The organism is Streptomyces sp. SM18, assembly GCF_002910775.2.
Lineage (GTDB): Bacteria > Actinomycetota > Actinomycetes > Streptomycetales > Streptomycetaceae > Streptomyces > Streptomyces halstedii.
Genome location: NZ_CP029342.1, coordinates 4278730 through 4303641, shown reverse-complemented (window position 1 = coordinate 4303641; position 24912 = coordinate 4278730). Strand labels below are relative to the sequence as shown.

At 70.6% G+C, this 24912-nt stretch carries 26 protein-coding genes; 13 read left to right on the top strand and 13 right to left on the bottom strand.

Features of this window, described 5'->3' with window-relative positions:
- Positions 1 to 134 precede the first annotated feature (134 nt).
- From B9S64_RS19535 to B9S64_RS19525, 3 genes are all read left to right on the top strand, one after another.
- Positions 135 to 2090, top strand: a complete 1956-nt coding sequence (locus tag B9S64_RS19535; RefSeq protein ID WP_103490618.1) for a 2-oxoacid:acceptor oxidoreductase subunit alpha — start codon at positions 135 to 137, stop codon at positions 2088 to 2090.
- On the top strand, positions 2083 to 3141 hold the full coding sequence (locus B9S64_RS19530; protein ID WP_028439302.1) for a 2-oxoacid:ferredoxin oxidoreductase subunit beta: 1059 nt from the start codon (positions 2083 to 2085) through the stop codon (positions 3139 to 3141). Before B9S64_RS19535 ends, B9S64_RS19530 begins: the two co-directional genes overlap by 8 nt.
- A 129-nt stretch (positions 3142 to 3270) precedes the next feature.
- Positions 3271 to 5229 (top strand): APC family permease, encoded by a 1959-nt coding sequence (locus B9S64_RS19525; RefSeq protein WP_103490617.1) that lies wholly within the window; start codon positions 3271 to 3273, stop codon positions 5227 to 5229.
- Here the strand turns inward: B9S64_RS19525 and B9S64_RS19520 are convergent.
- On the bottom strand, positions 5217 to 5618 hold the full coding sequence (locus B9S64_RS19520) for a helix-turn-helix domain-containing protein (RefSeq protein ID WP_103490616.1): 402 nt from the start codon (positions 5616 to 5618) through the stop codon (positions 5217 to 5219). The two genes, B9S64_RS19525 and B9S64_RS19520, sit on opposite strands and share 13 nt — an antisense overlap.
- A 104-nt stretch (positions 5619 to 5722) precedes the next feature.
- Here B9S64_RS19520 and B9S64_RS19515 point away from each other — a divergent pair, with 104 nt between their 5' ends.
- Together B9S64_RS19515 and rarD are read left to right on the top strand one after the other, a co-directional pair.
- Positions 5723 to 6583: an SDR family oxidoreductase gene (locus tag B9S64_RS19515; protein ID WP_103490615.1), complete on the top strand. Its 861-nt coding sequence runs from the start codon at positions 5723 to 5725 to the stop codon at positions 6581 to 6583.
- Between the two features lie 162 nt (positions 6584 to 6745).
- A complete protein-coding gene (gene rarD, locus B9S64_RS19510) occupies positions 6746 to 7753 on the top strand; it encodes an EamA family transporter RarD (protein WP_103490614.1) in 1008 nt (335 codons plus the stop codon).
- Between the two features lie 38 nt (positions 7754 to 7791).
- Here rarD and B9S64_RS19505 read toward each other — a convergent pair whose 3' ends face one another.
- Positions 7792 to 8475, bottom strand: coding sequence for an ABATE domain-containing protein (locus B9S64_RS19505; protein ID WP_181012236.1), 684 nt, complete (start codon positions 8473 to 8475; stop codon positions 7792 to 7794).
- Between the two features lie 22 nt (positions 8476 to 8497).
- Between B9S64_RS19505 and B9S64_RS19500 the strand changes: the two genes are divergently transcribed.
- Complete coding sequence (locus B9S64_RS19500; protein ID WP_103490613.1) at positions 8498 to 8947, top strand: VOC family protein; 450 nt, start codon at positions 8498 to 8500, stop codon at positions 8945 to 8947.
- A gap of 13 nt (positions 8948 to 8960) precedes the next feature.
- On the opposite strand, the gene B9S64_RS19495 is transcribed toward B9S64_RS19500, so the two are convergent.
- A complete protein-coding gene (locus B9S64_RS19495; protein WP_103490612.1) occupies positions 8961 to 9569 on the bottom strand; it encodes a TetR/AcrR family transcriptional regulator in 609 nt (202 codons plus the stop codon).
- A gap of 104 nt (positions 9570 to 9673) precedes the next feature.
- On the opposite strand from B9S64_RS19495, the gene B9S64_RS19490 reads away from it, so the two are divergent.
- A complete protein-coding gene (locus tag B9S64_RS19490; protein WP_103490611.1) occupies positions 9674 to 10867 on the top strand; it encodes an MFS transporter in 1194 nt (397 codons plus the stop codon).
- 377 nt (positions 10868 to 11244) lie between these two features.
- On the opposite strand, the gene B9S64_RS19480 is transcribed toward B9S64_RS19490, so the two are convergent.
- From B9S64_RS19480 to B9S64_RS19460, 5 genes are all read right to left on the bottom strand, one after another.
- Positions 11245 to 12048: a helix-turn-helix transcriptional regulator gene (locus B9S64_RS19480; RefSeq protein WP_258037801.1), complete on the bottom strand. Its 804-nt coding sequence runs from the start codon at positions 12046 to 12048 to the stop codon at positions 11245 to 11247.
- 41 nt (positions 12049 to 12089) lie between these two features.
- A complete protein-coding gene (locus tag B9S64_RS35555; RefSeq protein WP_103490609.1) occupies positions 12090 to 12605 on the bottom strand; it encodes a DUF6879 family protein in 516 nt (171 codons plus the stop codon).
- Positions 12586 to 12852, bottom strand: a complete 267-nt coding sequence (locus B9S64_RS19470) for a hypothetical protein (RefSeq protein WP_103490608.1) — start codon at positions 12850 to 12852, stop codon at positions 12586 to 12588. The genes B9S64_RS35555 and B9S64_RS19470 overlap by 20 nt, the downstream gene beginning before the upstream one ends.
- Before the next feature lie 110 nt (positions 12853 to 12962).
- Complete coding sequence (locus B9S64_RS19465; protein ID WP_103490607.1) at positions 12963 to 13334, bottom strand: hypothetical protein; 372 nt, start codon at positions 13332 to 13334, stop codon at positions 12963 to 12965.
- A 53-nt stretch (positions 13335 to 13387) separates the two neighbouring features.
- Positions 13388 to 13648 (bottom strand): hypothetical protein, encoded by a 261-nt coding sequence (locus B9S64_RS19460; protein ID WP_037747924.1) that lies wholly within the window; start codon positions 13646 to 13648, stop codon positions 13388 to 13390.
- A gap of 92 nt (positions 13649 to 13740) precedes the next feature.
- On the opposite strand from B9S64_RS19460, the gene B9S64_RS19455 reads away from it, so the two are divergent.
- From B9S64_RS19455 to B9S64_RS19440, 4 genes are all read left to right on the top strand, one after another.
- Positions 13741 to 14583 (top strand): helix-turn-helix transcriptional regulator, encoded by an 843-nt coding sequence (locus tag B9S64_RS19455; RefSeq protein WP_103490624.1) that lies wholly within the window; start codon positions 13741 to 13743, stop codon positions 14581 to 14583.
- Positions 14580 to 14795: a DUF397 domain-containing protein gene (locus B9S64_RS19450; RefSeq protein WP_103490606.1), complete on the top strand. Its 216-nt coding sequence runs from the start codon at positions 14580 to 14582 to the stop codon at positions 14793 to 14795. Before B9S64_RS19455 ends, B9S64_RS19450 begins: the two co-directional genes overlap by 4 nt.
- Before the next feature lie 38 nt (positions 14796 to 14833).
- Positions 14834 to 15106: a DUF397 domain-containing protein gene (locus B9S64_RS19445; protein WP_103490605.1), complete on the top strand. Its 273-nt coding sequence runs from the start codon at positions 14834 to 14836 to the stop codon at positions 15104 to 15106.
- Between the two features lie 64 nt (positions 15107 to 15170).
- A complete protein-coding gene (locus tag B9S64_RS19440) occupies positions 15171 to 15977 on the top strand; it encodes an HAD family hydrolase (protein ID WP_103490604.1) in 807 nt (268 codons plus the stop codon).
- 26 nt (positions 15978 to 16003) lie between these two features.
- On the opposite strand, the gene B9S64_RS19435 is transcribed toward B9S64_RS19440, so the two are convergent.
- The 5 genes from B9S64_RS19435 to B9S64_RS19415 form a co-directional block, all read right to left on the bottom strand.
- A complete protein-coding gene (locus B9S64_RS19435; RefSeq protein ID WP_103490603.1) occupies positions 16004 to 16603 on the bottom strand; it encodes a TetR/AcrR family transcriptional regulator in 600 nt (199 codons plus the stop codon).
- Positions 16604 to 16828: 225 nt separating this feature from the next.
- On the bottom strand, positions 16829 to 17704 hold the full coding sequence (locus B9S64_RS19430) for an ABC transporter permease (protein WP_103490602.1): 876 nt from the start codon (positions 17702 to 17704) through the stop codon (positions 16829 to 16831).
- Positions 17691 to 18707, bottom strand: coding sequence for an ABC transporter ATP-binding protein (locus B9S64_RS19425; RefSeq protein ID WP_103490601.1), 1017 nt, complete (start codon positions 18705 to 18707; stop codon positions 17691 to 17693). Before B9S64_RS19425 ends, B9S64_RS19430 begins: the two co-directional genes overlap by 14 nt.
- A 92-nt stretch (positions 18708 to 18799) precedes the next feature.
- Positions 18800 to 20014, bottom strand: coding sequence for a sigma-E factor regulatory protein RseB domain-containing protein (locus tag B9S64_RS19420; protein ID WP_103490600.1), 1215 nt, complete (start codon positions 20012 to 20014; stop codon positions 18800 to 18802).
- Positions 20015 to 20203: 189 nt separating this feature from the next.
- Positions 20204 to 21214 carry a polyprenyl synthetase family protein gene (locus tag B9S64_RS19415; protein ID WP_103490599.1) on the bottom strand — a complete coding sequence of 337 codons (1011 nt, stop codon included), beginning with the start codon at positions 21212 to 21214 and terminating at the stop codon, positions 20204 to 20206.
- A 156-nt stretch (positions 21215 to 21370) separates the two neighbouring features.
- Here B9S64_RS19415 and B9S64_RS19410 point away from each other — a divergent pair, with 156 nt between their 5' ends.
- Positions 21371 to 22870, top strand: coding sequence for a peptide MFS transporter (locus B9S64_RS19410; protein ID WP_103490598.1), 1500 nt, complete (start codon positions 21371 to 21373; stop codon positions 22868 to 22870).
- 9 nt (positions 22871 to 22879) lie between these two features.
- Positions 22880 to 24904 carry a CocE/NonD family hydrolase gene (locus B9S64_RS19405; protein ID WP_103490597.1) on the top strand — a complete coding sequence of 675 codons (2025 nt, stop codon included), beginning with the start codon at positions 22880 to 22882 and terminating at the stop codon, positions 24902 to 24904.
- Positions 24905 to 24912: the final 8 nt, after the last annotated feature.

Below are 24912 nucleotides of genomic sequence, written 5' to 3'. Positions count from 1 at the left end.
GAATCTCTGTCTCAAAAGCACATCGGCCATATGATCGATCCGAGGAAGGCGACCCTTACAGAAGTAGGGTGGAGCCTTGGACCGCCGGCGGGCCGGACGGTCCCGAGCCGCCGCCCCGAGGGAGGTCCAGTTCAGTGACCAGCCAGGTCAGTAGCCCAGCCGGAAAGACCGACGAGGCCGACGAGGCGCTCGTCGGGGAACAACGTGTCCCCCAGCTCGGTTCCGCGGGTGCCACCGCGAAGGAGATCCGCCGCCTGGACCGGGTGATCATCCGGTTCGCGGGTGACTCGGGCGACGGTATGCAGCTGACCGGCGACCGCTTCACGTCGGAGACCGCGTCGTTCGGGAACGACCTCTCGACGCTGCCGAACTTCCCGGCCGAGATCCGGGCGCCCGCCGGGACACTGCCGGGCGTCTCCTCGTTCCAGCTGCATTTCGCGGACCACGACATCCTCACGCCGGGCGACTCGCCGAACGTGCTGGTCGCGATGAATCCCGCGGCGCTGAAGGCCAATATCGCCGATGTGCCGCGCGGGGCCGACATCATCGTGAACACCGACGAGTTCACGAAACGCCCCATGGCGAAGGTCGGTTACGAGACGTCTCCGCTGGAGGACGGCTCCCTCGACGCGTACAACGTGCACCCGGTGCCGTTGACGACTTTGACGATCGAGGCGCTGAAAGAGTTCGGACTTTCCCGTAAAGAGGCCGAACGTTCGAAGAATATGTTTGCCCTCGGGCTGCTTTCCTGGATGTACCACCGTCCGACGGAGGGTACGGAGAAGTTCCTGCGGTCGAAGTTCGCCAAGAAGCCGGCGATCGCCGAGGCGAATGTGGCGGCCTTCCGGGCGGGCTGGAATTTCGGTGAGACGACCGAGGACTTCGCGGTCTCCTACGAGGTGGCCCCCGCGTCCGAGGCCTTCCCCACCGGCACCTACCGCAACATCTCCGGGAACCTGGCCCTGTCCTACGGCCTGATCGCCGCGGCCCGGCAGGCGGAACTGCCGCTCTACCTGGGTTCGTACCCGATCACCCCGGCCTCCGACATCCTGCACGAGCTGTCCCGGCACAAGAACTTCGGCGTGCGGACCTTCCAGGCGGAGGACGAGATCGCGGGGATCGGGGCGGCGCTGGGCGCGGCCTTCGGCGGTTCGCTCGCGGTGACGACCACCTCGGGACCCGGGGTGGCGCTGAAGTCGGAGACCATCGGCCTGGCGGTCTCCCTGGAGCTGCCGCTGCTGATCATCGACATCCAGCGCGGCGGCCCGTCCACGGGCCTGCCGACCAAGACCGAGCAGGCGGACCTGCTCCAGGCGATGTACGGCCGCAACGGCGAGGCGCCGGTCCCGGTCGTCGCCCCCCGTACGCCGGCGGACTGCTTCGACGCGACGCTGGACGCGGCCCGGATCGCCCTGACCTACCGCACCCCGGTCTTCCTGCTGTCCGACGGGTACCTGGCGAACGGCTCGGAGCCCTGGCGCATCCCGGAGGTGGACGGCCTCCCGGACCTGCGCACCCGGTTCGCGACCGGCCCCAACCACCAACTGGCCGACGGCACCGAGGTGTTCTGGCCCTACAAGCGCGACCCCGAGACGCTGGCCCGCCCGTGGGCGGTGCCCGGCACACCGGGTCTGGAGCACCGGATCGGGGGCATCGAGAAGCAGGACGGCACGGGCAACATCTCCTACGACCCGGCCAACCACGACTTCATGGTGCGTACCCGCCAGGCCAAGATCGACGGCATCACCGTGCCGGACCTGGAGGTGGACGACCCGGCGGACGCCCGGACGCTGGTGCTCGGCTGGGGTTCGACGTACGGCCCGGTCACCGCCGCGGTCCGCCGGCTGCGGGCGGCCGGCGACACGATCGCCCAGGCCCATCTGCGGCACCTCAACCCGTTCCCGGCCAACCTCGGGGAGGTGCTCGCCCGGTACGACAAGGTGGTCGTCCCGGAGATGAATCTCGGCCAGCTCGCCACCCTGCTGAGGGCCAGGTACCTGGTGGACGTGCAGAGCTTCAACCAGGTCAACGGCATGCCCTTCAAGGCCGAGCAGCTCGCCACCGCCCTCAAGGAGGCCATCGATGTCTGATGCCAACGAACTCCTCCAGCTGGTCCCGAAGGCCGAGGGCAAGCAGTCCATGAAGGACTTCAAGTCCGACCAGGAGGTGCGCTGGTGCCCCGGGTGCGGGGACTACGCGGTCCTGGCCGCGGTGCAGGGCTTCATGCCCGAACTGGGCCTGGCCAAGGAGAACATCGCGTTCGTCTCGGGCATCGGCTGCTCGTCCCGCTTTCCGTACTACATGAACACCTACGGGATGCACTCCATCCACGGCCGCGCCCCGTCCATCGCCACCGGGCTCGCGACCTCGCGGCGGGACCTGTCGGTGTGGGTGGTCACGGGTGACGGCGACGCGCTGTCCATCGGCGGCAACCACCTGATCCACGCGCTGCGCCGCAACGTCAACCTGAAGATCCTGCTGTTCAACAACAGGATCTACGGCCTGACGAAGGGTCAGTACAGCCCCACCTCCGAGCTGGGCAAGATCACCAAGTCGACGCCGATGGGCTCGCTGGACGCGCCGTTCAACCCGGTCTCCCTGGCCCTGGGCGCCGAGGCGTCCTTCGTGGCGCGGACCGTCGACTCCGACCGCAAGCACCTCACGAGCGTGCTGCGGGCGGCGGCGGACCACCCGGGGACCGCGCTGGTGGAGATCTACCAGAACTGCAACATCTTCAACGACGGTGCCTTCGAGGTGCTGAAGGACAAGGAGAAGGCGCAGGAGGCGGTCATCCGCCTGGAACACGGCCGTCCCATCCTCTTCGGTACCGACGACTCCAAGGGCGTGGTGCGCGATCCGCTCACCGGTGATCTGGAGGTGGTCGCGGTGACCGAGGAGAACCGGTCCCGGATCCTCGTCCACGACGCCCACAACCCGAGCCCCACCACGGCGTTCGCCCTCTCCCGGCTCGCCGACGCCGACACGCTGCACCACACCCCGATCGGGGTGCTGCGCAGCGTGGAGCGCCCGGTCTACGACCGCCTCATGTCCGACCAGCTCGACGCCGCCGTGGAGCAGCGGGGCAAGGGCGACCTGGCGGGACTGCTGGCGGGCAACGACACCTGGACCGTCGTCGGCTGACCCCGCCCCACCCGGCGCCCGGCGCCCCGGCCGGACGGGCGCCGCACCACCAGCGCCGGACGGGCAGACTTTCCGCCCGCCCGGCGTTTGGCCGCCCCGGCCCCGTGCCGGGCGGCCCATCATGACGCCATGGCCCTGGACAGCGGCCCGGGGTACCGGGTCAAGAACCACCTGCTCGGCAAAGCGCTCACCAGTCGCCGCCTCGGCAAGGAGAAGCTGAGCAACCGTACGGCCCTCGGCGTCCTGGCCTCGGACTGCATCAGCTCCTCGGCGTACGGCTCGGAACAGATGCTCCGGGTCCTGGTGCCGGCCGCCGGGGTGGCGGCCTTCACCCTGCTCATGCCGGTGACCGGGGCGATCCTGCTCGTCCTGCTGCTGCTGACGCTCTGCTACAGCGACGTCGTCATGATCTACACGCGGGCGGGCGGCTCGTACGTCGTGGCGCGGGAGAACTTCGGGCCGGACATCGCGCAGGTCGCCGCCGTCGCTCTGCTCGTCGACTACGTGGTCACCGTCGCCGTGCAGGTGTCGGCGGGCACCAACGCGCTGATCTCGCTCGCGCATCTGACCGGGATCGGCTGGAGCGGCATGGACCGCTTCCAGCTCCCCGTCTCCGTCCTGGCCATCGCGGTGCTGGCGTACGGGAACCTCCGGGGCGTGCGCGAGGCCGGGCGGCTGTTCGCCCTCCCCGCCTACCTCTTCATGGCGGCGATCGGGCTGGTCATCGTCGTCGCGGCCGTACGCGGTCTCGCCGGGGACCTCCCGCACGCCGATCTGCACGCCCCGGGGGTGGTGCACATCGGCACCGAGGGGAGAGGCTGGCTGTACGGGGCCTCGCTCTTCATCGTGCTGCGCGCGTTCGCCAACGGCGGCTCCTCGCTGACCGGGCTGGAGGCCATCTCGAACGGCATCTCCGCGTTCCGCGAGCCGCAGGGCCGCAACGCCCGCCGCACGATGATCACCATGAGCTGTGTGCTGGGGTTCCTCGTTCTCGGCGTCTCCACGCTGGCGCACTTCACGCACGCCGTCCCGTACAAGGACGGCACGCCGACCGTCATCGCGCAGGAGGCCCATCTCGCGTTCGGGGGCGGGCCGGTGGGCACGGTGGGGCTGGTGTTCGTCCAGCTGGCGACGGCCCTGGTGCTGTACACCGGGGCCAACACCCCGTTCACCGGCTTCCCGTTCCTGGCGAGCTTCGTCGCCCAGGACCGGTTCCTGCCCCGGGTGCTGACCCGGCGCGGGCACCGGCTGGCGTTCTCCAACGGCATCATCTGCCTCGCCGTCATCTCGCTGGCCCTGCTGCTGGTGACGGGGGCCAGCGTGGACAAGCTGGTGGCCCTGTACGCGATCGGGGTGTTCACGGCCTTCACCATGGCCGGTGCCGGCCTCACCGCGTACCACCTCAGGCGCCGCGAGCCCCACCGCCGTACCAAGATCACGGTGAACGCCCTCGCCTCGGCCAGCTCGGCCGCCGTGGTGGTGATCTTCGCGATCACCAAGTTCACCGAGGGCGCGTGGCTCGTCGTCGTGGTCTTCCCGATCGGTGTGTGGGCGCTGATCCGCATCAACCGCGAGTACCGGAGCGAGGCCGCCGCCCTGGAGGGCATCCAGCCGCCCGGGGCCGACCGTCCGCTCACCCACCGCCACCTGGTGTTCATCCTCGTCGAACGGCTCGACCTCGCGACCCTGAAGTGCCTGCGGTACGCCCATGAGCTGCACCCCGACGGGATCAGGGCGGTGCACTTCGCGATCGACGAGACGTACGCGGAGCGGCTGGCTGCCCGGTGGGAGGACACCTCCGCGACCTCCGTGCCGCTGGACGTCGTGGCCTGCCCGGACCGGCGGCTGCACCACGCCATGGCCGAACTCGCGGCCCGCACGACCGCCGACGGGGACACCTCGCTGACGGTCCTGGTGCCCCGGCGGCTGTACCGCCATGTGCTGGGGAAGCTGTTGCACCGGGGTACGGGCGAGGGGGTGGCGAAGACGCTGAGCACCGTGCCGCACGTCGCGGTGACGATCCTGCCCTTCGACGTGTCGCGGGCCCTGCACGTCATGAAGGAGGGCCGGGCGCCTCAGCCGGACTGACGGCGCCGGGTGTCGTACGCCTCGCGGGCCGACTCCACCGTGTCCAGCCGCTGTTCGGACCAGCGGGCCAGCTCCCAGACCCGCTCGGCCGCCTCCCGGCCGAGCGGGGTCAGTGAGTAGTCCACGCGGGGCGGGATGACCGGCTTGGCGTCGCGGTGGACGAAGCCGTCGCGCTCCAGCGTCTGGAGGGTCTGCGCGAGCATCTTCTCGCTGACGCCGCCGACCGTCCGCCGCAGCTCGCTGAAGCGGTACGAGCGCGCCAGCAGGGCGCCCAGCACGAGCACGCCCCACCGGCTGGTGACGTGTTCGAGGACCAGCCGCGAGGGGCAGTTCTGCTGGTTGACGTCGGGGCGCCGTCCGCCCACCTCGTCCAGGATGCTTACCGTCATGCCAGTACCTTACTTGAAAGTGGGTACTTTCCCAAGGTTAGTACCCCCCGTAGGGTGAGTGAGTCCCGTCCCGCAGGATCAGCGCACCCCAGGAGAGAACCCCCATGAGCATCGTCGTCACCGGAGCCACCGGCGCACTCGGCCGCCTCGTCGTCGAGCAGCTGCTCGCCACGGTCCCGGCGGAGCGGATCACCGCCGTCGTCCGTGACAAGGAGAAGGCCGCCGAGGCGGCCGCCCGGGGCGTCGAGATCCGGGTCGCCGACTACGACCGGCCCGAGACCCTCGCCGACGCCTTCCGCGCCGGTGACCGTGTCCTGCTGATCTCGGGCAGCGAGGTCGGCCGGCGCGTGGCCCAGCACACCGCCGTGATCGACGCGGCGAAGGCGGCCGGGGTCGCGCAGCTCGCGTACACCGGGATACTCGGCGGACCGGACGCCGACTTCCTGCTGGCCGCCGAGCACAAGGAGACCGAGCGGCTGATCCTCGCGTCGGGGCTGCCCCACACCTTCCTGCGCAACGGCTGGTACACCGAGAACTACACGGCGAACCTGGCCCCGGTCCTGGCCCACGGCGCCGTCGTCGGCAACGCGGGCGACGGCCGGATCGCCTCCGCGAGCCGTGCGGACTTCGCGGCCGCCGCCGTCGCGGTGCTGACCGGCGAGGGCCACCTCGGCGCGGCGTACGAGCTGAGCGGCGACACCGCCTGGTCGCTGGACGAGTACGCCGCCCAGGTCGCCGCCGCCACCGGCAAGGAGATCACCTACAGCCGGGTCCCGGCCGCCGCGCACCGGGAGATCCTGGTCGGCGCCGGGGTGCCCGAGGCCTTCGCCACCATCCTGGTCGACGTGGACGAGGCGATCGGGCGCGGGCTGCTCGCGGGCACGAGCGGCGACCTGGCCCGGCTCATCGGCCGGCCGACGACACCGCTGGCCGACACGGTGGCCTCGGCGGTGGCCGCCCTCTGAGCGGTCCCCCGGCCCCGGTGAGCGGATTCCGGGGCCCCTGAGCGGCCCACCGGCGGCCCGTCTGTCATGACCGTATGCGGGAGACGGCTATGACAGGCGGGCCGCACGGCGCTACCGTCGTGCCGTCGGACGTTCGCCGACCCAGGAACGCCGGGAGGGCCCGTGGCAGGGAAGAACGAGCAGCGGGCAGGCCTGCTGTACGGAATCGGCGCATACGGGATATGGGGCGTGGTCCCCCTCTTCTGGCCCCTGCTGGAGCCGACGGGCGCGGTGGAGATCCTCGCCCACCGGATGGTCTGGTCGCTGGGCGTGGTGGGCATCGCCCTGCTGGCCCTGCGCCGCTGGGCCTGGATACGCGAGCTGCTCGGGCAGCCCCGGAGACTGGGGCTGATAGCGGTCGCCGCGACGGTCATCTCGGTCAACTGGGGCCTGTACATCTGGTCCGTCAACCACGGACATGTGGTCGAGGCCTCGCTCGGATACTTCATCAACCCGCTGGTCACCATCGCCATGGGTGTGCTGCTGCTCGGTGAGCGGCTGCGGCCCGCGCAGTGGGCGGCGGTCGCGACGGGCTTCGCCGCGGTGCTCGTGCTGGCCATCGGCTACGGGCAGCCGCCGTGGATCTCGCTGGCGCTGGCGTTCTCGTTCGCCACGTACGGCCTGGCGAAGAAGAAGGTGGACATGGGCGGCCTGGAGTCGCTGGCCGCCGAGACCGCCGTCCTGTTCCTGCCCGCGCTCGGCTTCCTGCTGTGGCAGGGGGCGCGCGGCGATTCCACGTTCGTCTCCTCGGGCGCGGGACACGGGGCGCTGCTCGCCGCCACCGGGCTCGTCACCGCGATCCCGCTCATCCTCTTCGGCGCGGCGGCGATCCGGGTGCCGCTCTCGGTGCTGGGCCTGCTCCAGTACCTGGCGCCGGTCTTCCAGCTCGCGCTGGGCATCCTGTACTTCCACGAGGCGATGCCGCCCGAGCGCTGGGCCGGCTTCGCCCTGGTCTGGGTGGCGCTGATCCTGCTGACCTGGGACGCGCTGCGCACGGCACGGCGGACGCGGGCACAGGCCCTGCGCCTCGCGGTCCTGGCCGGAGCCCCGGAGGGGGCGGGCCCCGCGCCGGCCGTCACCGACCCGGAGGCGGGCGGACCGGCGACGCAGGAGCGCACGCCCGCGCCCTGACCCGAAGGGACGGTCTAGTTTTTCCCGGACGGCCCGGCTCAGCCCGGCGCGGCTTCGGTCCGGCCCGGTCCGTCCGTGGGCACGCCGCTCCTCGCCGGTGACGAACTCCCGGAGGTACGGGCCCGGTGGGCCCGCACCTTGTGGCGGTTCCCGCAGCGGCCCATGGCGCACCAGCGCCGTCTGCCGGGACGGGAGGTGTCGACGAAGTGCAGGGCGCACTCCAGGGCTTCGCACTCCCGGACGCGCCGGGCGTTCGGGCCGGTGAACAGGTCCACCGCGTCGCGGGCGACCGTCGAGAGCAGGGCCGTGCCGGTCGCGCCCGGCGCCCAGATCCGGTGACCGGTAGGTGTCATCACGGCCAGCAGCGGGGGTGCCGCGGCGGTCTCGTTCACCACGTCCGTGTCGGCCGGTGCGAGGTCCTCGCCCCGGGCGCGGGCCTTGGTCATGCGCCAGAGCGCACCGCGCAGCACATGGGCCCGCTCCAGCTCCCCGTCACCGACGACGAGCGGTAGCCCCTCCGGCAGCCGGCTCTCCTCGGCCCAGCGGACCAGGTCGGCGGGTTCGCGCAGCGTCTCCAGGCGCCAGGGCACTCCCCCGGGGTCGCTGGTGAGCAGCAGCTCCAGGCAGAGCGCGCCGGGGTCGAAGCGGAACGTCCGCCCCCGTGGCGTCCGCAGGACCAGACCCGGTCCCGGCTCCGGCGTTTCTGTTGCCCCTCCAGTCATGTAACCACTATAAACGGTTTCCATGACACTGCACTGGAAACTCGTCATCGACGCGGGCGATCCGCACCGGCAGGCCGACTTCTGGGCCGAGGCCCTCGGCTATCTCGTCGAGGACAACAGCCCCCTCATCGACGAGTTGCTCCGCGCGGGGCAACTGCCCGAGGCCGCCACGGTCGAGGTCCACGGCCGTCACGCCTGGCGCGGCCTGGCCGCGGTCCGGCACCCGGACGAACCGCACGACCCCCAGAGCGGGACGGGCCTGGGCCGCCGTCTGCTCTTCCAGCAGGTGGTGGAGCCGAAGACGGTGAAGAACCGCCTCCACATCGATGTCCACACCGCGCCGGGACAGCGCGATGAGGAGGTGGCCCGGCTGGTGGGGCTCGGAGCGAGCGTGCTGCACACCATCGAGGAACCGGGAGGCTCGTGGCAGGTACTCCTGGACCCGGAGGGCAACGAATTCTGCGTCCACTGACCGGCCGGGGGCGTCAGCGTCCCCGCGTGCCCCAGTTCGCGAGCACGGCGTCGGCCGCGGCGTGCAGGTGCCGCGCCGATGCGCCGTCACACACCTGCGTCGAGACACCGAGCAGGAAGCCGTGGATCATCGACGTGAAACCGTCCACGTCGGTGTCTTCGGCGAGTTCCCCCGCGTCGATGCCGCGTACGACGCACATCCTGATGCGTGCCCGGTCCGCCGCGCGGCGCGCCGACACGACCTTTCGCGCTCCGGCCTCGCCCGCTCCCGGCGCCCGGACCGTCCCCGAGAGAGCGATGAGGCATCCGCGAGGGTGGGACGTGTCGGTCTGCATGTCGATCGACCCGTGGAGGAGCCGGGCGACGGCCTCGCGGGGACTGCCCGCCTCGCCGGCCACGACGTCGGTGACGCTGCCCGGTCCGCCGATGTAGTGCTCGACGGCCTTCTCGAACAGCCCCTCCTTCGAGCCGAAGGCGCCGTAGAGGCTCGCGGAGGACAGCCCTGTGGTCTCGCGAAGCTGGGCCAGCGATGTCGCCTCGTAGCCCTGTTCCCAGAACAGCAGCATCGCGGCCTCCAGGACGGCCTCCATGTCGAAGACGCGGGGACGGCCGACGGGGGGCACGGCAAACCTCCTCTATTACGGACTGTCCGATCCAGTTTGACACCCGTCAACACCCCCGTCAATATCGGATCAGTCGATCCATAATTGGTGGAGGAGTCCGACCGATGACCACTACGTGCCCCACGCCGGTTCACGAACGACCGCACGAGGCGTTCCCCGTTCCGGCGCTGGTGGTGATGGCGTGTACCGGATTCATCGTGATCATGACCGAGACGCTGCCGGCGGGGCTGCTCCCCCAGCTCGCCGCCGGGCTCGACGTCTCCGAAGGCGGCGCCGGCCAGCTCGTGAGCGCCTACGCGATCGGCACGGTCCTCTCGGCGATACCCGCGATCGCGCTGACGCGCGGGGCACGGCGGAAGCCGCTCCTCCTCGCGGGTCTGCTCGGGTTCCTCGTCGCGAACGCCGTCACCGCGGTATCGCCCTCGTTCACCGTCGCCCTTGTCGCCCGGTTCGTCGGGGGAGCCTTCTCCGGGCTGCTGTGGGGCATGCTCGCCGGATACGCGCGGCGTATCACCGCGCCTGAGCACGCCGGGCGCGCCCTTGCCATCGCCATGACCGGAACCCCGGTCGCGCTCGGCGTCGGAACACCCCTCGGCGCCTGGCTGGGCTCGACGGTCGGGTGGCGCTGGTCCTTCGCCGCGATGTCACTGCTCAGCGTCGTCGTCATGGTCGTCGCGAAGTTCCTCGTGCCCGACGCCCCGGGGCAGTCGGCGCGGACCCGCGCTCCGCTCGGCCGAGTGCTGGGCATCCCCGGCGTGGCGACCATCCTCGCCGTCGTGTTCGTCTGGATGCTCGCGCACAACCTGCTCTACACCTACATCGCTTCCTATCTGCAGCAGATGCGTCTCGCCCTCCGGCCCGACGTCACACTTCTCGTCTTCGGCGTCGCCGCGCTCGGAGGCATCTGGATCACCGGCGTGTTCATCGACCGCGCACTTCGCAGGCTCACCCTGGCGAGTGTGATCCTGTTCATCGTCGCCGGGGCGGTTCTTGCCGCCGGGCAGCACTCCACTGTGATCGTGCTGCTCGCGATCGTCCTGTGGGGCCTCGCGTTCGGCGGCTCGGCGACGCAGTTGCAGACAGCCCTGGGGGAGGCCGCGGGCGAGAACGCCGACGCGGCGAACGCGATGCTGACGACATCCTTCAACATGGCGATCTTCGCGGGTGGTGCTGTGGGGGCTGTGGTCGTCAATGGCGTGGGCGCACCGGTTCTTCCGGCCGGGATGATCGCTCTCGCACTCGTGGCGTCCGTCATGGTCGGCTTCGGCCGGCACGCGGCATTCCCCGCGGGGCGTTGATCAGGAGACCTGACCGGCCCACACCTCGTGGCGTGTCATGCGGCCGTGGACGGGTATGCCACCCGAGCCTTCGCCCGAACGGAGGCGCTCGTCAGTGATCCGCCGAATGATGCCGGTTCAAGCGCACGTTGCAATCCGTGCGCTTACTGGCGTCACCGTTCGCCCGCGCCCGGTCCCGGTCAGAGGCGATGTTGTCGCAGAGGGAGCACCCCGGTACCGGTTTCGGCTCGTCGTCCAGCCGTAACGGCAAGATCACTGGTGCACCCGGGTAGGTCCGCGACTCGCTCATGTCGGCCCCTTCGCGTCGTCTGGATCGCGACAACTCTAGGGACGCCAGGTCCGCCACTCACGCCCAATTGCACGTGATTGCATGCGAATCAGGCGAGCGAAGCACGCGCCTTGTGGATCAGGGCCCGCGCCCGTGCGCCGTAGACGGCCATGCCTGCGAACGTCCTGTACATATCCACGTACGCCTTGACCTCGCTCGGCTGAGTCAACGTCAGGTAGCCCGACACCAATTCCACATTGACTTGCGCGTTGTCATAGATCCAGAAATTTTCTACCGGAAGCTGCCGGCGTTGCTGAGCAACTGGGACAACGCCGAGACTCACATGAGGCAGAACACTCACAGAGAGCAGATGCTCCAGCTGCTCTTCCTGCGCTTCGGCAGTGCTGAGCGTGTTTCTGAGTACCGGCTCTTCGACCAGGAAAGCGAACACCCGCTGCCCTTCGCGCAGCACTCGCTGCCGCTCCATACGTGCGGCCACCGCATCCGCAACGTCGTCCACTGACACCCGTTGTTCCTGAATCGTCCGAAGCACGTCCTCGGTGTACTGGTGAGTCTGAAGGAGCCCAGGAAGCGCCCACACGCTATACGAGCGGAAATGTCGAGTGCGCTGGTACAGCGGCAACCGTTCCTCTTGAGACCGCTTGAGTCCCGCCCGCTCCAAACGACGCCATGTCAGCCATGTACCCTCCGCGGTCCGGAGTGAGGCGATCAGGTCACCCGTTTGATCCTCGGCACCGCATGCCCGACACCACATCCGGATATCGTTCTCACTCGGTTGTGTCTTCGCCGTTGAGATTCGAGAAACCTTTGACGGGTGCCAACCACACAGGGCGGCGAGATCCTTGCCGTCCAGCCCGGCGTCCTTGACCAACTCGCGCAGACGATTGGCCAAGGCTTGCCGGGCCTCTTGGAGGCTAGATGATGCTGATTGCACTAGACCGGCTTGTACTCCTCGTGAGGTGTTGCCCTTTCCCAGACAGCATCGAATGCCTTGACGCACCACGCAGCCAGAGCCGCGTCGTTGACATATTCGCGTTCCTGCAGAACGCCGTCCCCGCCGAAGTGATGGAACAGCACCAGCTCACTGTCGAACACCCAGAAATCCACAGCGGGAACGGCGAGATCCTTGGCTTGGCGCCGCGGAAGCCAACGGACATCTTCACCAGCGACGACGTTGGTCACCGTGTAGTCATATTCCCACCGCAGGTACTCTGTCAGAGGCTCGGAAACCACTCGCGCGCGCCGAACCGAGACTCCCCGAGAAACGGAATCCCGTACCGCGTCGTGCCAACCTTCCCACCAGTCCGCACGGTTGTCCGGCGTGAATGTGCGGCGCCCCTCACGCCATTCGAGGAAATCGGGATCAGTGCTCGCGTACTGATCGCGGACCTCTAGGTGTATTGCGGTTCGTCGCGCCCGAGACAACGGCTCACGCGCCGGAGGCTTCATCGCCACTGCCTCCGTCCGGTCGAGGGATGTATTGGATCATGACCTTGGGCAACCGAATGATCGCTTCGTGGTCCGGGACGTCCGTGCCATGGCCGGGAACTGAACCGATCTCCTGGCACGCCTTCACCTCGTCATCGGTGGCCCGGTAGGACTGGATCAGCAGGTCTCCACTGTCTTCGTCCAGCCAGATGGTAGGTGAGTCGTCCTTGCCGGTGTTGGGGATGATCCCAAGGAAACGCAAGCGCATGACATCTCCTTGCACCGATCTGATTGCAGCGGATTGCTTGAGCGTCACTCACCCGACACGCACGGTCAAGGGCACCCCGGTGAAACTCTCCGGACACGGCACCGGCGGGATCACAGCTCGGGTCCGTCCCCCTCGGGGGACAGATGCGGGTGGCCCTTCGCGGCAAGTTCCCACAGGACGGCACTCGTCGGGTCGATGACGTCCCAGCTGTGCCCGGCGGAGTGTTCGGCGAACAGTTCGCACGCGTTGCCCCCGCCGTCCACGTCCCCGCACCAGGCGAACGGGACCAGCCGGGCGCGCTGTTCGCCCCAGCGGGCCCATACGCCACCGCTGTCGCCGTCCAGGTCCCAGAGCAGCGTGGCGTGATCGGCGTCGTGGCCCTCACCCAGTTCGCACAGGACGTACCCCGGTTCCGGGTCCTCCAGCAGTGCCACGAGGTGGGGCGGCGGGCTCAGCAGGACGAAGGCGGTGCACTGGTTCACGGTTCATCCCTCCGGGTCATGACGGGACCTGCGGTACGGAGGACGGCGGCGCCTCACAGCCGCTCCCCCGTGCTCCGCCGGTTCGCGATCGCCGTCGCCGCATGCAGGTGCTCCCGGGCGTCGGCGGGCCGTACGTGCGCGGGGTCGGCCTCCCACTCGGCCCCGCCCCGCACCGGGCGCAGCGACCAGTACGGGCCGGCGACCCCCCGGAACTCGCCCACCAGGTCGCCGCGTCGGGTGTCCACCACGAGCGTGCCGGGGGCGGGGACGGGCGGGGGTGCGGGGCGGTCGGACAGTTCACGCTCGACGGACATGACCGTTCCTCTCCGTAGTCGTTCCACTACCAAGAGGCTCAGCATTGACCTAGAGTCAGGGGTGCTTCAACGTTCTGGATGCGGAGGAAGTGTTGGTAAACCGCAAGGAGTTGAACCCGGACGCGGGCCCGGCGGCGGCGTTCGGCGCGCGTTTGCGCAGCGCACGTGAGGCGCGCGGCTGGAATCAGGATGAGTTCGGCGTACGCATCGGGTACTCGGGCCGCCATGTCTCGGGCGTGGAAACCGGCCACAAACCGCCGACCCGCAGGTTTTCGCTCGCCACTGACACAGCGTTAGGACTGGAGGGAACCGATGACTCGTTCGAGCGAGCGTGGCGGGATCTGCGGCACGGCGTACTTCTCCAGGGCTTTCCCGAGTACGTGAGACTCGAAGGCCGGGCGGTGGAGATCAAGCTCTTCGAGGTCGGCCTGATCCCCGGACCGCTTCAGACCGTCGCCTATGCGCAGTCTCTGGCCAACAGCGCCGTCGAACGGGGGTCCATCACCCCGGAACAGGCAGAGGAACGCGTCTCGCTCCTCATGGACCGCCAGGCCGCGCTGGAACGCCCGGTGCTGCCGCCGCTGATGGTCGCGGTGCTCGACGAGAGCTGTGTCCGCAGGCCCATCGGGGGACCGGCCGTCATGGACGCGCAACTACGCCATCTCATCGATTTCGCCGAGCGCCCGAACACCATGCTTCAGCTCGCCTCTTACAGCTTGGGCGAACGCCGCCCATTCGACCGAGCCGTAAACCTGTTGACGCTCTCGGACCGGTCCGTGGTCTCCTATGTCGAGTCCCAGACCCGAGGCCATCTGGACCGCGAACTGACCGCAGCCGTACCGCTGATGAGGGACTACCATCAGCTCCAGGCCATGTCTCTGTCGCAGACGGCCTCCGTGGACCTGTTCCACCAGCTACGAAAGGGCACCTCGTGACGACCGACTCTGCGACCCCTGCCTGGGTCAAGTCCTCTTACAGCAACAACGGCGGCACCTGCGTCGAGTGGGCCCCCGGCCACGCGGCCACCACCGGCGCGGTCCCCGTCCGCGACTCCAAGAACCCCGGCGGCCCGGTCCTCACCGTCCCCGCCACCGCCTTCGCGTCCTTCGTGACCGGCGTGAAGGCCGGAGAGTTCGACACCGTCTGAGCCACACCCTCCACCGGACCACCGCGAAAGGGCACCCCGTGACGAACGATTCCCTCCGCTGGTACAAGTCCTCCTACAGCAACAACGGCGGCTCCTGCGTCGAAGTCGCCCTCGACCCCGTCTGGGTCAAGTCCACCCACAGCGACAACGGCGGCACCTGCGTCGAGTGGGCGCCGGGCCGCGCCGCCACCACCGGCGCGGTCCCCGTCCGCGACTCCAAGAACCCCGGCGGCCCCGTCCTCACCGTCCCCGCCACCGCCTTCGCCGCCTTCGTGACCGGCGTCAAGGCCGGAGAGTTCGACACCGTCTGAGCGGTGAGCACGGCCGGAGCCCCGTCCGCGTGACGGGGCTCCGGGCGTCCCTAGGCTGGCCTCCATGGCCATGTCCCCCGCCCCCGCCCTCCTCGCCACCGACCTGGACGGCACCCTGCTGCGGTCCGACGACACGGTGAGTCCCAGGACCCGCGCCGCCCTGGCCCGTACCACGGCGGCCGGGGCGCGCCATCTCGTCGTGACGGGCAGGCCGGTGCCGAACGTCCGGGCCCTCCTCACCGGCCTCGGCTACGACGGTGTCGCCGTCTGCGGGCAGGGCACCCAGGTGTACGACGCCGGCGCGGCCCGGATGCTGCGCTCGGTGACGCTCGACCGGGAGCTGGCCGCCACCGCGCTCGGCAAGATAGAGGCCGAGGCCGGACCGGTCTTCGCGGCGGTGGACCAGGACGGTACGGACGGCCTCACCCTGATCGAGCGCGGCTACCGGATGCCGCACGCGTCGCTGCCCGCCCGTCCCGTGGCACGGCGGAGCGAACTCTTCGCGGCCCCGGTCGTCAAGGTCCTGGTGCGCCACCCGGAGCTGACGGACGACGCGCTGACCGCCCTGGCCCGCGCCGCCGTGGGCAGCCTCGCCTCCGTGACGATGGCGGGACCCGGCACGGTGGAGCTGGCGCCGTACGGGGTGGACAAGGGCACCGGCCTCCTCCTGGCCGCCGCCGAGCTGGACCGCGACCCCGCCGGGGCGGTCGCCTTCGGGGACATGCCCAACGATCTGCCGATGTTCCGGCTCTGCGGGCGGGGCGTGGCGATGGCCGGAGCGCACCCCGAACTCCTCGCGGAGGCGGACGAGATCACCCTGTCGAACGACGACGACGGGGTCGCCGTGGTGCTGGAGCGGCTGTTCGGCTGAGCCCCCGGGCCGGGCACGGCCTCGCCTCAGCCGGGGCTCCCGGGCTCGGCGCCCAGGGAGCGCAGGACGTGGTCCACCAGGGAGGCCACCGTCGCCTCGTCCTGGGGCGGCTTACGCAGGACGTGCCGGTAGTAGACCGGGCCGTAGAGCATCTCCACGGCCAGCGGCAGGTCCGCGTCCGCCGGTATCTGGCCCTGCTCCCGCGCCTTCCGCAACCGGGCCTCGGCCGCGGCGAAGCGCGGGCCGACGAGTTGTTCCTGCACGGCCTCGGCCAGGGCGTCGTCGTACTGCATCTCGGAGAGGATTCCGGCGTAGGCCGGGCCGTACGGGGTCGTGGACGTCAGCCGCACCGCGCTGTTGATGTGCGTCCGCAGGTCGCGTGCGATGTCCCCCGTGTCGACGAACGGCGTCGCACCGACGAACGTGTCGGTGAAGGCCTCCAGCAGCACCGCGCCCTTTGACGTCCACCAGCGGTAGATCGTCTTCTTGCTCACCCCGGCGCGGGCCGCGATGGCCTCCACCGTGACCCGGCCGTACCCCTTTTCCGTGCACAGTTCCAGGGCGGCGTCCAGCGTGGCCCGTCGTGACCGCTCGCTGCGGCGCAAGGAACTCTGCGGTGTGATCATTCGGTGAGCATAGGGGGATACCGACCACCGCTTGTTGACAGTTCGTCGTCAGAAGTCGAACAATGACCTGGCAGAAACGGAACGTACCGTGTCGTGACGTTCCGCCTTCACCGTTCGTGCCGTTCGTGCCGCGACGAGCCGATCGGGGGACGGCTCGACCGGCCGGCGGCGCGGGCGGACGGACTCCGGTGGGCGCTTCTCCCGCGGATCCCTCGGACCGTGCCCTCAGACCGTGATGTCCTTCGTCGTGAAACGGGCCCAGGCGGCCGAGCCGAACACCGCGACGTACACCGCCTGCACACCCAGGTTCCGGACGATCTCGTCCCAGTAGACGGGCGCGCGGAGCAGATCCGTGAACGACATCCACAGATGCGGGAAGAGATACGGCCCGACCGCGTCCAACTGCGGGATGCCGTCCACGATCTGCGCGGTGATGAGCACGCCCACGGTGGCCGCCATCGCCGCGATCCCGCTGTCGGTGAGCGTCGAGACGAACAGCCCCAGCGCCGCGAAACCGGACAGCGACACCGCCACCACCAGCGCGATCAGCCCGGCCCGCGACAGCCCCTCGCCGAGACCGATCCGGGTGCCGGAGATGGTCGTCATCTCCCCGACCGGGAAGAGCAGCGCCCCCGCCACCAGCCCGGACACCGCCACGACCAGGGTCGCCACCAGGCAGAACACCAGCACGGACGTGTACTTGGTGAGCAGCAGCCTGCTCCGGCCCGCCGGGGCGACCAGCAGATAGCGCAGCGTCCCGGCGCTCGCCTCCCCCGCGACGCTGTCCCCCGCGACCACGCCGACCGTCATCGGCAGGAAGACGGGGAGCGTCGCGGAGAGGGCCGCGAAGACCAGGAAGAGGCCGTTGTGGCTGACCTGGGAGAGGAAGGCGGGGCCGCCTCCGCCGCCGGGCCCGGCCGGGGAGCCGTCGCCGGTCTCGATCCGCACGGCGATCCCGATGAGGACGGGGACGGCCGCCAGCACGCCGAGCAGCGCCAGGGTACGGCCACGGCGGAGCACGGTGGTCAGCTCGGAGCCCAGGAGCCCGAACGTCCACAGCGCCCGCCGCTCCGGGGCGGCGGTGAGTTCAGCCCGCGACATCGAATCCCTCTCCGGTGAGGGCGACGAACGCGTCCTCCAGCGTGCCGCGTTCGACGCCGAAGGAACGTACGCGCACCCCGGCGCGCACCAACGCGGCGTTGAGGTCCGCCAGCTCGGTGTCGGGGGGCGGGGCGTCCGCGCCGACGCGTTCCCCTTCGACGGCGAGCCCGCCCGCCCCGTGCTCGCGCAGGACGCGGGCGGCGGTGTCCGGGTCGGGGGTGGTGACGACGAGCCGGCCACGGGCGCGGGCCGCGAGCGCGGCCACCGGCCCCTGGACGAGGAGCCGGCCCCGGGCCATGACGGCGGCGTGGTCGCAGACCTGCTCGATCTCGTCCAGCAGGTGGGAGGAGAGGAAGACGGTGGTGCCCTCGGACGCCAGCTCCCGCACCAGGGCGCGGATCTCCCGCATGCCCTGCGGGTCGAGGCCGTTGGTCGGCTCGTCCAGGACGAGCAGCCGACGCGGCCTGAGCAGTGCGGCGGCGAGACCGAGGCGCTGTTTCATGCCGAGCGAATACGCCTTGGCCCTCTTCCCGGCGGCCGCCCCGAGACCGACCCGCTCCAGGGCTCCCTCCACCCGTGCCCGGCGGGTGCGCGGATCGGCGGTGGGGTCGGCGCGGTCGAGCCGGAGGAGGTTGTCGCGGCCGGTCAGGAAGCCGTACGGGGCGGGCCCCTCGATCAGGGCGCCGACGTGCGGCAGAACCGTGCGGACGGCGGCCGGGACGGGGCTGCCCAGCACCCGCGCGGTGCCCGAGGTCGGTTCGACCAGGCCCATCAGCATGCGGATCGTCGTGGTCTTGCCGGAGCCGTTGGGCCCGAGGAAACCGAAGACGCTGCCGCCGGGCACACGCAGGTCGAGCCCGTCGACGGCCAACTGACCGCCCCGGTAGCGCTTGGTGAGGCCCCGGGTCTCGATCACCGGGTCCGCGTCCGGTGCCACGCCCGAGCCCGCGTCCGGGCCCGTGTCCGGTGCCACGCCCGCCGCCCGGTCCGCCGTGCGGTCCATACGCTCCCGCTCCCTTCCCGCCGTGCCCAGGCCGCCCTACGCGAGCGCCCCGCCGTACGGAGCGTACGGCGGGGCGCTCGTGCGGACCGGTCCTACCGGGCGGTGTCGGCCGCCTTCACCAGGGCGTCCTTGGTGACGGCACCGACGTAGACCGAGCCGTCGTCGGTCAGCAGGGCGTTGACCAGGCGGGTCTTGAAGACCGTGCCCGAGCCGAAGTCGCCGCTGACCTTGTCGCCGAACGCGCCCAGGAGGCCCTGCGCCTCGGCGGGCATCCCGGAGAGGTCCCCGGCGGCGTCCTTGCCCGCCTTGATCTCGGCGACCGCGGTCCAGCCCTCGCCGATGACGTTCACCGCGCCGAGGTCGCCCAGCCCGGACAGCTCCTTCGGGAAGGCGCCCAGCTCGTCGGCCTTCTCGTCCGTGCGCTCCGTCAGCTCGTCGGCCTCGGTCACCCGGGCGCCCTTGGGCGGGGTGAAGGAGAAGGACGAGGCGTCCGGCTTCGCGAAGTCGACCTGGGTGAAGCCCGCGTCGACCACCGCCTTGCCGCCGCCGCTCGGGGCCACGGTGAACTTCAGCGGCACGCCGTTGGCGGCGTCCACCGCGATCCTGACGCCCCCGATCGTGGAACCGGACTGCTTGGGCTTGATCAGCAGCCGGTACGCGTCGCGTCCCGCCACCCGCGTGGTGCCGTCCACCGTGACGGAGGTGGTCTTGTCCGCCGCGGCGAGCGCCTCCTCGGCCATCTCCTTGGGGGTGCCGGGCACACCCTTGGGAGCCGGGTGGTCCTCGGCCCCGCCCTCGGCCCGCTGGTGGTACACCTCGTCGCTCGCGCTGTCGTACGCCCAGACGTCGGCGCCGTTGTGGACGACGCTGTACTCGGAGCCCTTGCCGAGGACCGAAAGGCGCTGCCGGTCGGGGCCGTCGGCCGCCAGCCGGAGCGTGTGCGTGCCGGAGGCCAGCTCCGTCAGCTTGGCCTCGGGCGCGGCGCTCGACGTGTCCGCGCCTCCCGTGCCGCCCGGCAGGAGGGAGTCGGTGAGCCCGCCCAGGGACGGGAGACCCAGGTCGGTGCTGATCTTCAGGGTGCCGGAGAGCTGCTGCTCGTCCGAGGCGGCGATCTTCTCGACGAGCTCCTGCGCCGTGATCGCCGGCAGGTCCGGGTCGCCGGAGTCGGCGAGGGCCGGGACGAGTCCGATGGTCGCCGCCGCCACTCCCGCCACCGCGACGGGGACGATGTAGCGCGCCGCCTTCCGGCGGCCCACGGACCCGCTCGTGGCCTCGCCCGTGGTCTCCGCGCTGTCGTTCGGTGCCATGTGTGCCCTACCTCCGTGATCGGCGGCTGTCATCCCTCTGCGCTCATCCACTTCCCGCCGCCCTTCTCACCCGATGTGGTCGGAAGTGGTGTACTCCATCTGACCAAATCGGGCGGCGGCAGGCGTCAGCCCCGGGGAGCAACTCCGCCTACCCCTGCGGTATGACGTCCGGGGGACGGAACCCTAGGGTCAGCCCGCGCGGTGCACCACGGCGTCACACAGCTCTTCGAGGGCGGACTTGGCGTAGCACTCGGGCAGCGGGGTCAGGGCGGCCCGTGCCTCCTGCGCGTACCGGACGGTGTCGCGGCGGGCCTGCTCCAGCGCCGGGTGGGCGCGCAGCCCGTGCAGCGCCTCGGCGAGCCGGGCGTCGTCGTTCAGGTCGCCGTCGAGCAGTTCCACCAGCTTGAGGTCCTCGGGCCTGCCCTCGGCCGCGGCCTGGGCGCGCAGGTGGAGGACGGGGAGGGTGGAGATGCCCTCCCGGAGGTCGGTGCCGGGGGTCTTCCCGGACTCGTGGGAGTCGGAGGCGATGTCCAGGACGTCGTCGGCGAGCTGGAAGGCGACGCCGAGCCGCTCCCCGTACTGGGTGAGGATGTCCACGACCGACTCGTCGGCGCCCGCCATCAGGGCGCCGAAGCGTCCGGCCACGGCGACCAGGGAGCCGGTCTTGCCGGCGAGTACGTCCATGTAGTGGTCGACCGGGTCGCAGCCGTCGCGCGGGCCGGCGGTCTCCAGGATCTGGCCGGTGACCAGTCGTTCGAACGCCTCGGCCTGGATGCGTACGGCCTCGGGGCCGAGGTCGGCCAGGATGTGCGAGGCGCGGGCGAAGAGGAAGTCGCCCGTCAGGACGGCCACGGAGTTGCCCCAGCGGGTGTTGGCGCTCTCCACCCCGCGGCGTACGTCGGCCTCGTCCATCACGTCGTCGTGGTACAGCGTCGCCAGGTGCGTCAGCTCGACGACCACGGCCGCGGGCACGACCCCGAGGGCCTCGGGGTCGCCGAACTGCGACGCGAGCATCACCAGCAGCGGGCGGAACCGTTTGCCCCCGGCGCTGACGAGGTGCTGGGCCGCCTCCGTGATGAACGGGACGTCGCTCTTGGTGGCGTCCAGCAGCCCGGCCTCGACAGCGGCCAAACCGGCCTGGACATCGGCCTCAAGGGCCTGGTCCCGCACGCGCAGCCCGAACGGCCCGACGACGGTCACGAGGGGATCTCCTGTCTGCTGACGATCACAGGGAATGTCGATGTGTCGCTGTCTTCACTCAAGTCAGCGTATCCGGTCCTGTTTGGATCACCGTGGGCGCCTTCCCGCCGCCGCCGGTATGTTCGGGATCAGCTCATACGATCAGGAGTTGCCGCTTTGTCCCACGCCACCCCCACCACCGAGCCGGAAGGCCCCGCACCCGAGGACGACCACGCGTTCTTCGGGCAGCCACGGGGTCTGATGACGCTGTCCGGGCTGGAGGTCTGGGAGCGTTTCTCCTTCCTCGGCATGCAGGCGATCCTCGTCCTCTTCTTCGCGGACTCGGTCGCCAACGACGGCCTGGGCATGGACCCGGGCACCGCCGCCTCGGTCTCCGCCGCCTACGGCACTCTGGTCTACCTGGTCTCCGTCGCGGGCGGCTGGCTGGCCGACCGGATCCTCGGCTCCTACCGCGCCGTCCTGTACGGCGGCATCCTCATCGCCTGCGGCCACTACTCGATGGCCGTGCCGACCGCCACCATGACCTGGGTGGGCCTCGGCCTGATCAGCGCGGGCACCGGCCTGCTCAAGCCCAACGTGGCGTCCATGGTCGGCAAGCTCTACCGCACCGAGGACGAGCGCCGGGACGCCGGCTTCGCCCTCTACTACATGGGCATCAACATCGGCGCCTTCGCCGGTCCGCTGATCACCGGCTGGCTCGGCGACCACGTGGGATGGCACTGGGGGTTCTCGGCCGCCGCCGTCGGCATGACGCTCGGTCTGATCCAGTACGTGGCGGGCCGCCGTCACCTGGCCGGGCGAAAGCACGCGGCCGAGTACGCGCTGGCACCGGGCCCGATGCGCCGGGCGGTGACGCTGATCGTGCTCGGGAGCGTCGTGGTGGCCGCCGTGGCGACCGCGCTGGCCCTGGCCGGCTGGCTCACCATGGACCGGTTCGTGGACGTGCTCACCCTGGTCTCGGTGATCGCCCCGGTCGTCTACTTCGTGGTGATGTTCCGGAGCCCGAGGGTGTCCCCGGAGGAACGCGGCAGGCTGCGGCCGTACGTCGTGCTCTTCCTCGCCTCGGTCGTCTTCAACTTCATCCTCTTCCAGGCGTACTCGACGATGATGCTGCTCGCCTCGACGAACGCGCGGACGGAGATCTTCGGCTTCCACTTCCCGGCCAGCTGGTACGCCTCCGCGCTGGGGGCCTTCGAGGTGGCGCTGGCCCCCGTGGTGGCCACCGTCTGGGCCCGGATGGGGCCGAGGCAGCCGCACGCCTCGAACAAGATCGCGATCGGGGTGATCCTCGGCGGCCTGTCCTTCCTGCTGATGGTCCTGCCGACCTCGGGCCACGCCGACGACACGTACAAGATGGCCGCCTGGTGGATCGTCGGCTCCTACCTGCTGCTCGGGCTCGGCGACGTCCTGCTGGAGACCTCCGGCATGTCCGCCACGACCAAGCTCGCGCCCCGGGCGTTCGCGAGCCAGACGATGGCGCTGTGGTTCCTGTCGCTGGCCCTCGCCAACGGCATTCAGGCACAGATCGTGAAGCTCTACGGCGAGGTGTCCAACCCCGCCTACTTCGGTGTCAATGGCGCCGTCGCGGTGCTGGCCGGTGTGGCCGTCATCGCCGCCGCTCCCTGGCTCAAGCGCACCATGCACCCCGTCCACTGAGGTACCACCATGCAGATCCGCACCGCGTTCCCGTACGAGACCACCTACGAGGACCTCTACATCCCCCTGCCCGGGGACACCTCCCAGGCCGAAGGCTCCGGGTCGGGCCCCCAGCTGTACGCCCGGATCTGGCGCCCGGTCACCGACGAGCCCGTGCCCGCGCTGCTGGAGTACCTGCCCTACCGGCTGAGCGACTGGACCGCCCCGCGCGACTGGCAGCGCCACCCCTGGTACGCGGGCCACGGCTACGCCTCCGTACGCGTGGACGTACGCGGGCACGGCAACAGCGAGGGGATGCCGGGCGACGAGTACGACGCGACCGAGCTGGCCGACGGGGTGGCCGTCGTGGAGTGGCTGGCGCGGCAGGAGTGGTGCTCGGGCAAGGTCGGCATGTTCGGCATCTCCTGGGGCGGCTTCAACTCGCTCCAGATCGCCGCGCTCGCCCCCGAACCGCTGAAGGCGATCGTCACCGTCTGCTCGGCCGACGACCGCTACGACAACGACGTCCACTACATGGGCGGCTCGGTCCTCGGTGTGGACATGCACGCCTGGGCGGCGACCATGCTCGCCTTCGTCTGCCGCCCGCCGGACCCGGCGGACGTCGGCGACGACTGGCGGCAGATGTGGCTGGACCGCCTGGAGGCGGTCGAACCCCTCATCCACACCTGGCTGGCCCACCAGAGCCGCGACGCCTACTGGACGCACGGAAGCGTCTGCGAGGACTACGGGGCGGTCAAGGCGAAGGTGCTGGCCGTCGGCGGCTGGCACGACCCCTACCGCGACACCGTCCTGCGGCTCGTGGAGCACCTGGACCCCGGGCAGGTACGCGGGATCATCGGCCCCTGGTCGCACCAGTACCCGGACCGGGGCCTGCCGCCGGGACCGGCCATCGGTTTCCTCCAGGAGACGCTGCGCTGGTGGGACCAGCACCTCAAGGGCGAGGACACCGGGGTGATGAACGAGCCCCTGCTGCGGTCCTGGATCAGCGGCTCACACCGCCCGGCCACCGTCTACGAGACCCTGCCGGGCCGCTGGGTGGGCGACGCGGCCTGGCCCTCCTCGAACGTGGCCCCGGTGGAGTACGCCCTGACGGGGGGCTCGCGGATCGTCCGCTCACCGCAGCAGACCGGGCTGGACGCCGGCCGCTTCTTCCCGTTCGGCAACGCCGCCGACCTGCCGCCCGACCAGCGTGACGAGGACGCCAAGTCGGTGTGCTTCGAGTTCCCCGTCGAGGACGGCCCCGTCGAGATCCTGGGCCGCCCCCGGGTACGGCTGCGGATCCGGATGGACGTGCCACGCGGGCAGGTCGTCGCCCGGCTCTGCGACGTGGCCCCGGACGGCGCCTCCACCCTGGTGACCCGGGGAGCCCTGAACCTGGCGGCCCGGCACGGACGCGACCGTACGGAGGACTGGCCCGTCGGGGAGACCGAGGACGTGACGTTCGAGCTGAACGGCATCGGGCACACCTTCCCGCGCGGCAACCGCATCCGCATCGCCGTCTCCTCCTCCTACTGGCCGTGGATCTGGCCGCAGGCGGGCTCGGAGGGCTTCACCCTGGAGGCCGACGGCAGCCTCGTCGAACTCCCCGTACGCCGGTACACCGAGGACCCGGGCATCACCTTCGGCGAACCCGAGCAGGCCGAGCCGCTGAACGTCGTGTACCCCGCCACCCTGGACGAGCAGCGCCCCGAGCGGCTGGTGGTCCGGGACGTGGCCAAGGGCGAATGGCGCCTGGAGGTGGACCCGCGCTACGGCGGCACACGGGTCTACCCGGACGGGCTGGAATTCACCGAGGACGCCGCCGAGGCGTACACCGTCCAGGAGGACGACCCCCTGTCGGCGCGGGCGCGCTCCGACTGGACGGTCCGGCTGCACCGCCCGGAGATGGGATGGGACGTGCGGGTCGAGACGCGCTCGGAGACCTCCGCCGACGCGCACGACTTCCTCACCTCCAACGAGGTCGTGTGCCGGGACGGTGACGAGGTGGTGTTCCACCGAACCTGGGAGAAGAGGATCCCCCGGACCGCCGGGTGAACGGCGGT

What these genes read in the sequence shown, in the direction of transcription:
- B9S64_RS19530 (WP_028439302.1), top strand. Translation starts at nt 2,083, where the DNA reads ATGTCTGATGCCAACGAACTCCTCCAGCTGGTCCCGAAGGCCGAGGGC.
- B9S64_RS19525 (WP_103490617.1), top strand. Translation starts at nt 3,271, where the DNA reads ATGGCCCTGGACAGCGGCCCGGGGTACCGGGTCAAGAACCACCTGCTC.
- B9S64_RS19520 (WP_103490616.1), bottom strand. Translation starts at nt 5,618, where the DNA reads ATGACGGTAAGCATCCTGGACGAGGTGGGCGGACGGCGCCCCGACGTC.
- B9S64_RS19515 (WP_103490615.1), top strand. Translation starts at nt 5,723, where the DNA reads ATGAGCATCGTCGTCACCGGAGCCACCGGCGCACTCGGCCGCCTCGTC.
- B9S64_RS19505 (WP_181012236.1), bottom strand. Translation starts at nt 8,475, where the DNA reads ATGACTGGAGGGGCAACAGAAACGCCGGAGCCGGGACCGGGTCTGGTC.
- B9S64_RS19500 (WP_103490613.1), top strand. Translation starts at nt 8,498, where the DNA reads ATGACACTGCACTGGAAACTCGTCATCGACGCGGGCGATCCGCACCGG.
- B9S64_RS19490 (WP_103490611.1), top strand. Translation starts at nt 9,674, where the DNA reads ATGACCACTACGTGCCCCACGCCGGTTCACGAACGACCGCACGAGGCG.
- B9S64_RS35555 (WP_103490609.1), bottom strand. Translation starts at nt 12,605, where the DNA reads ATGAAGCCTCCGGCGCGTGAGCCGTTGTCTCGGGCGCGACGAACCGCA.
- B9S64_RS19470 (WP_103490608.1), bottom strand. Translation starts at nt 12,852, where the DNA reads ATGCGCTTGCGTTTCCTTGGGATCATCCCCAACACCGGCAAGGACGAC.
- B9S64_RS19460 (WP_037747924.1), bottom strand. Translation starts at nt 13,648, where the DNA reads ATGTCCGTCGAGCGTGAACTGTCCGACCGCCCCGCACCCCCGCCCGTC.
- B9S64_RS19440 (WP_103490604.1), top strand. Translation starts at nt 15,171, where the DNA reads ATGGCCATGTCCCCCGCCCCCGCCCTCCTCGCCACCGACCTGGACGGC.
- B9S64_RS19435 (WP_103490603.1), bottom strand. Translation starts at nt 16,603, where the DNA reads ATGATCACACCGCAGAGTTCCTTGCGCCGCAGCGAGCGGTCACGACGG.
- B9S64_RS19430 (WP_103490602.1), bottom strand. Translation starts at nt 17,704, where the DNA reads ATGTCGCGGGCTGAACTCACCGCCGCCCCGGAGCGGCGGGCGCTGTGG.
- B9S64_RS19425 (WP_103490601.1), bottom strand. Translation starts at nt 18,707, where the DNA reads ATGGACCGCACGGCGGACCGGGCGGCGGGCGTGGCACCGGACACGGGC.
- B9S64_RS19420 (WP_103490600.1), bottom strand. Translation starts at nt 20,014, where the DNA reads ATGGCACCGAACGACAGCGCGGAGACCACGGGCGAGGCCACGAGCGGG.
- B9S64_RS19405 (WP_103490597.1), top strand. Translation starts at nt 22,880, where the DNA reads ATGCAGATCCGCACCGCGTTCCCGTACGAGACCACCTACGAGGACCTC.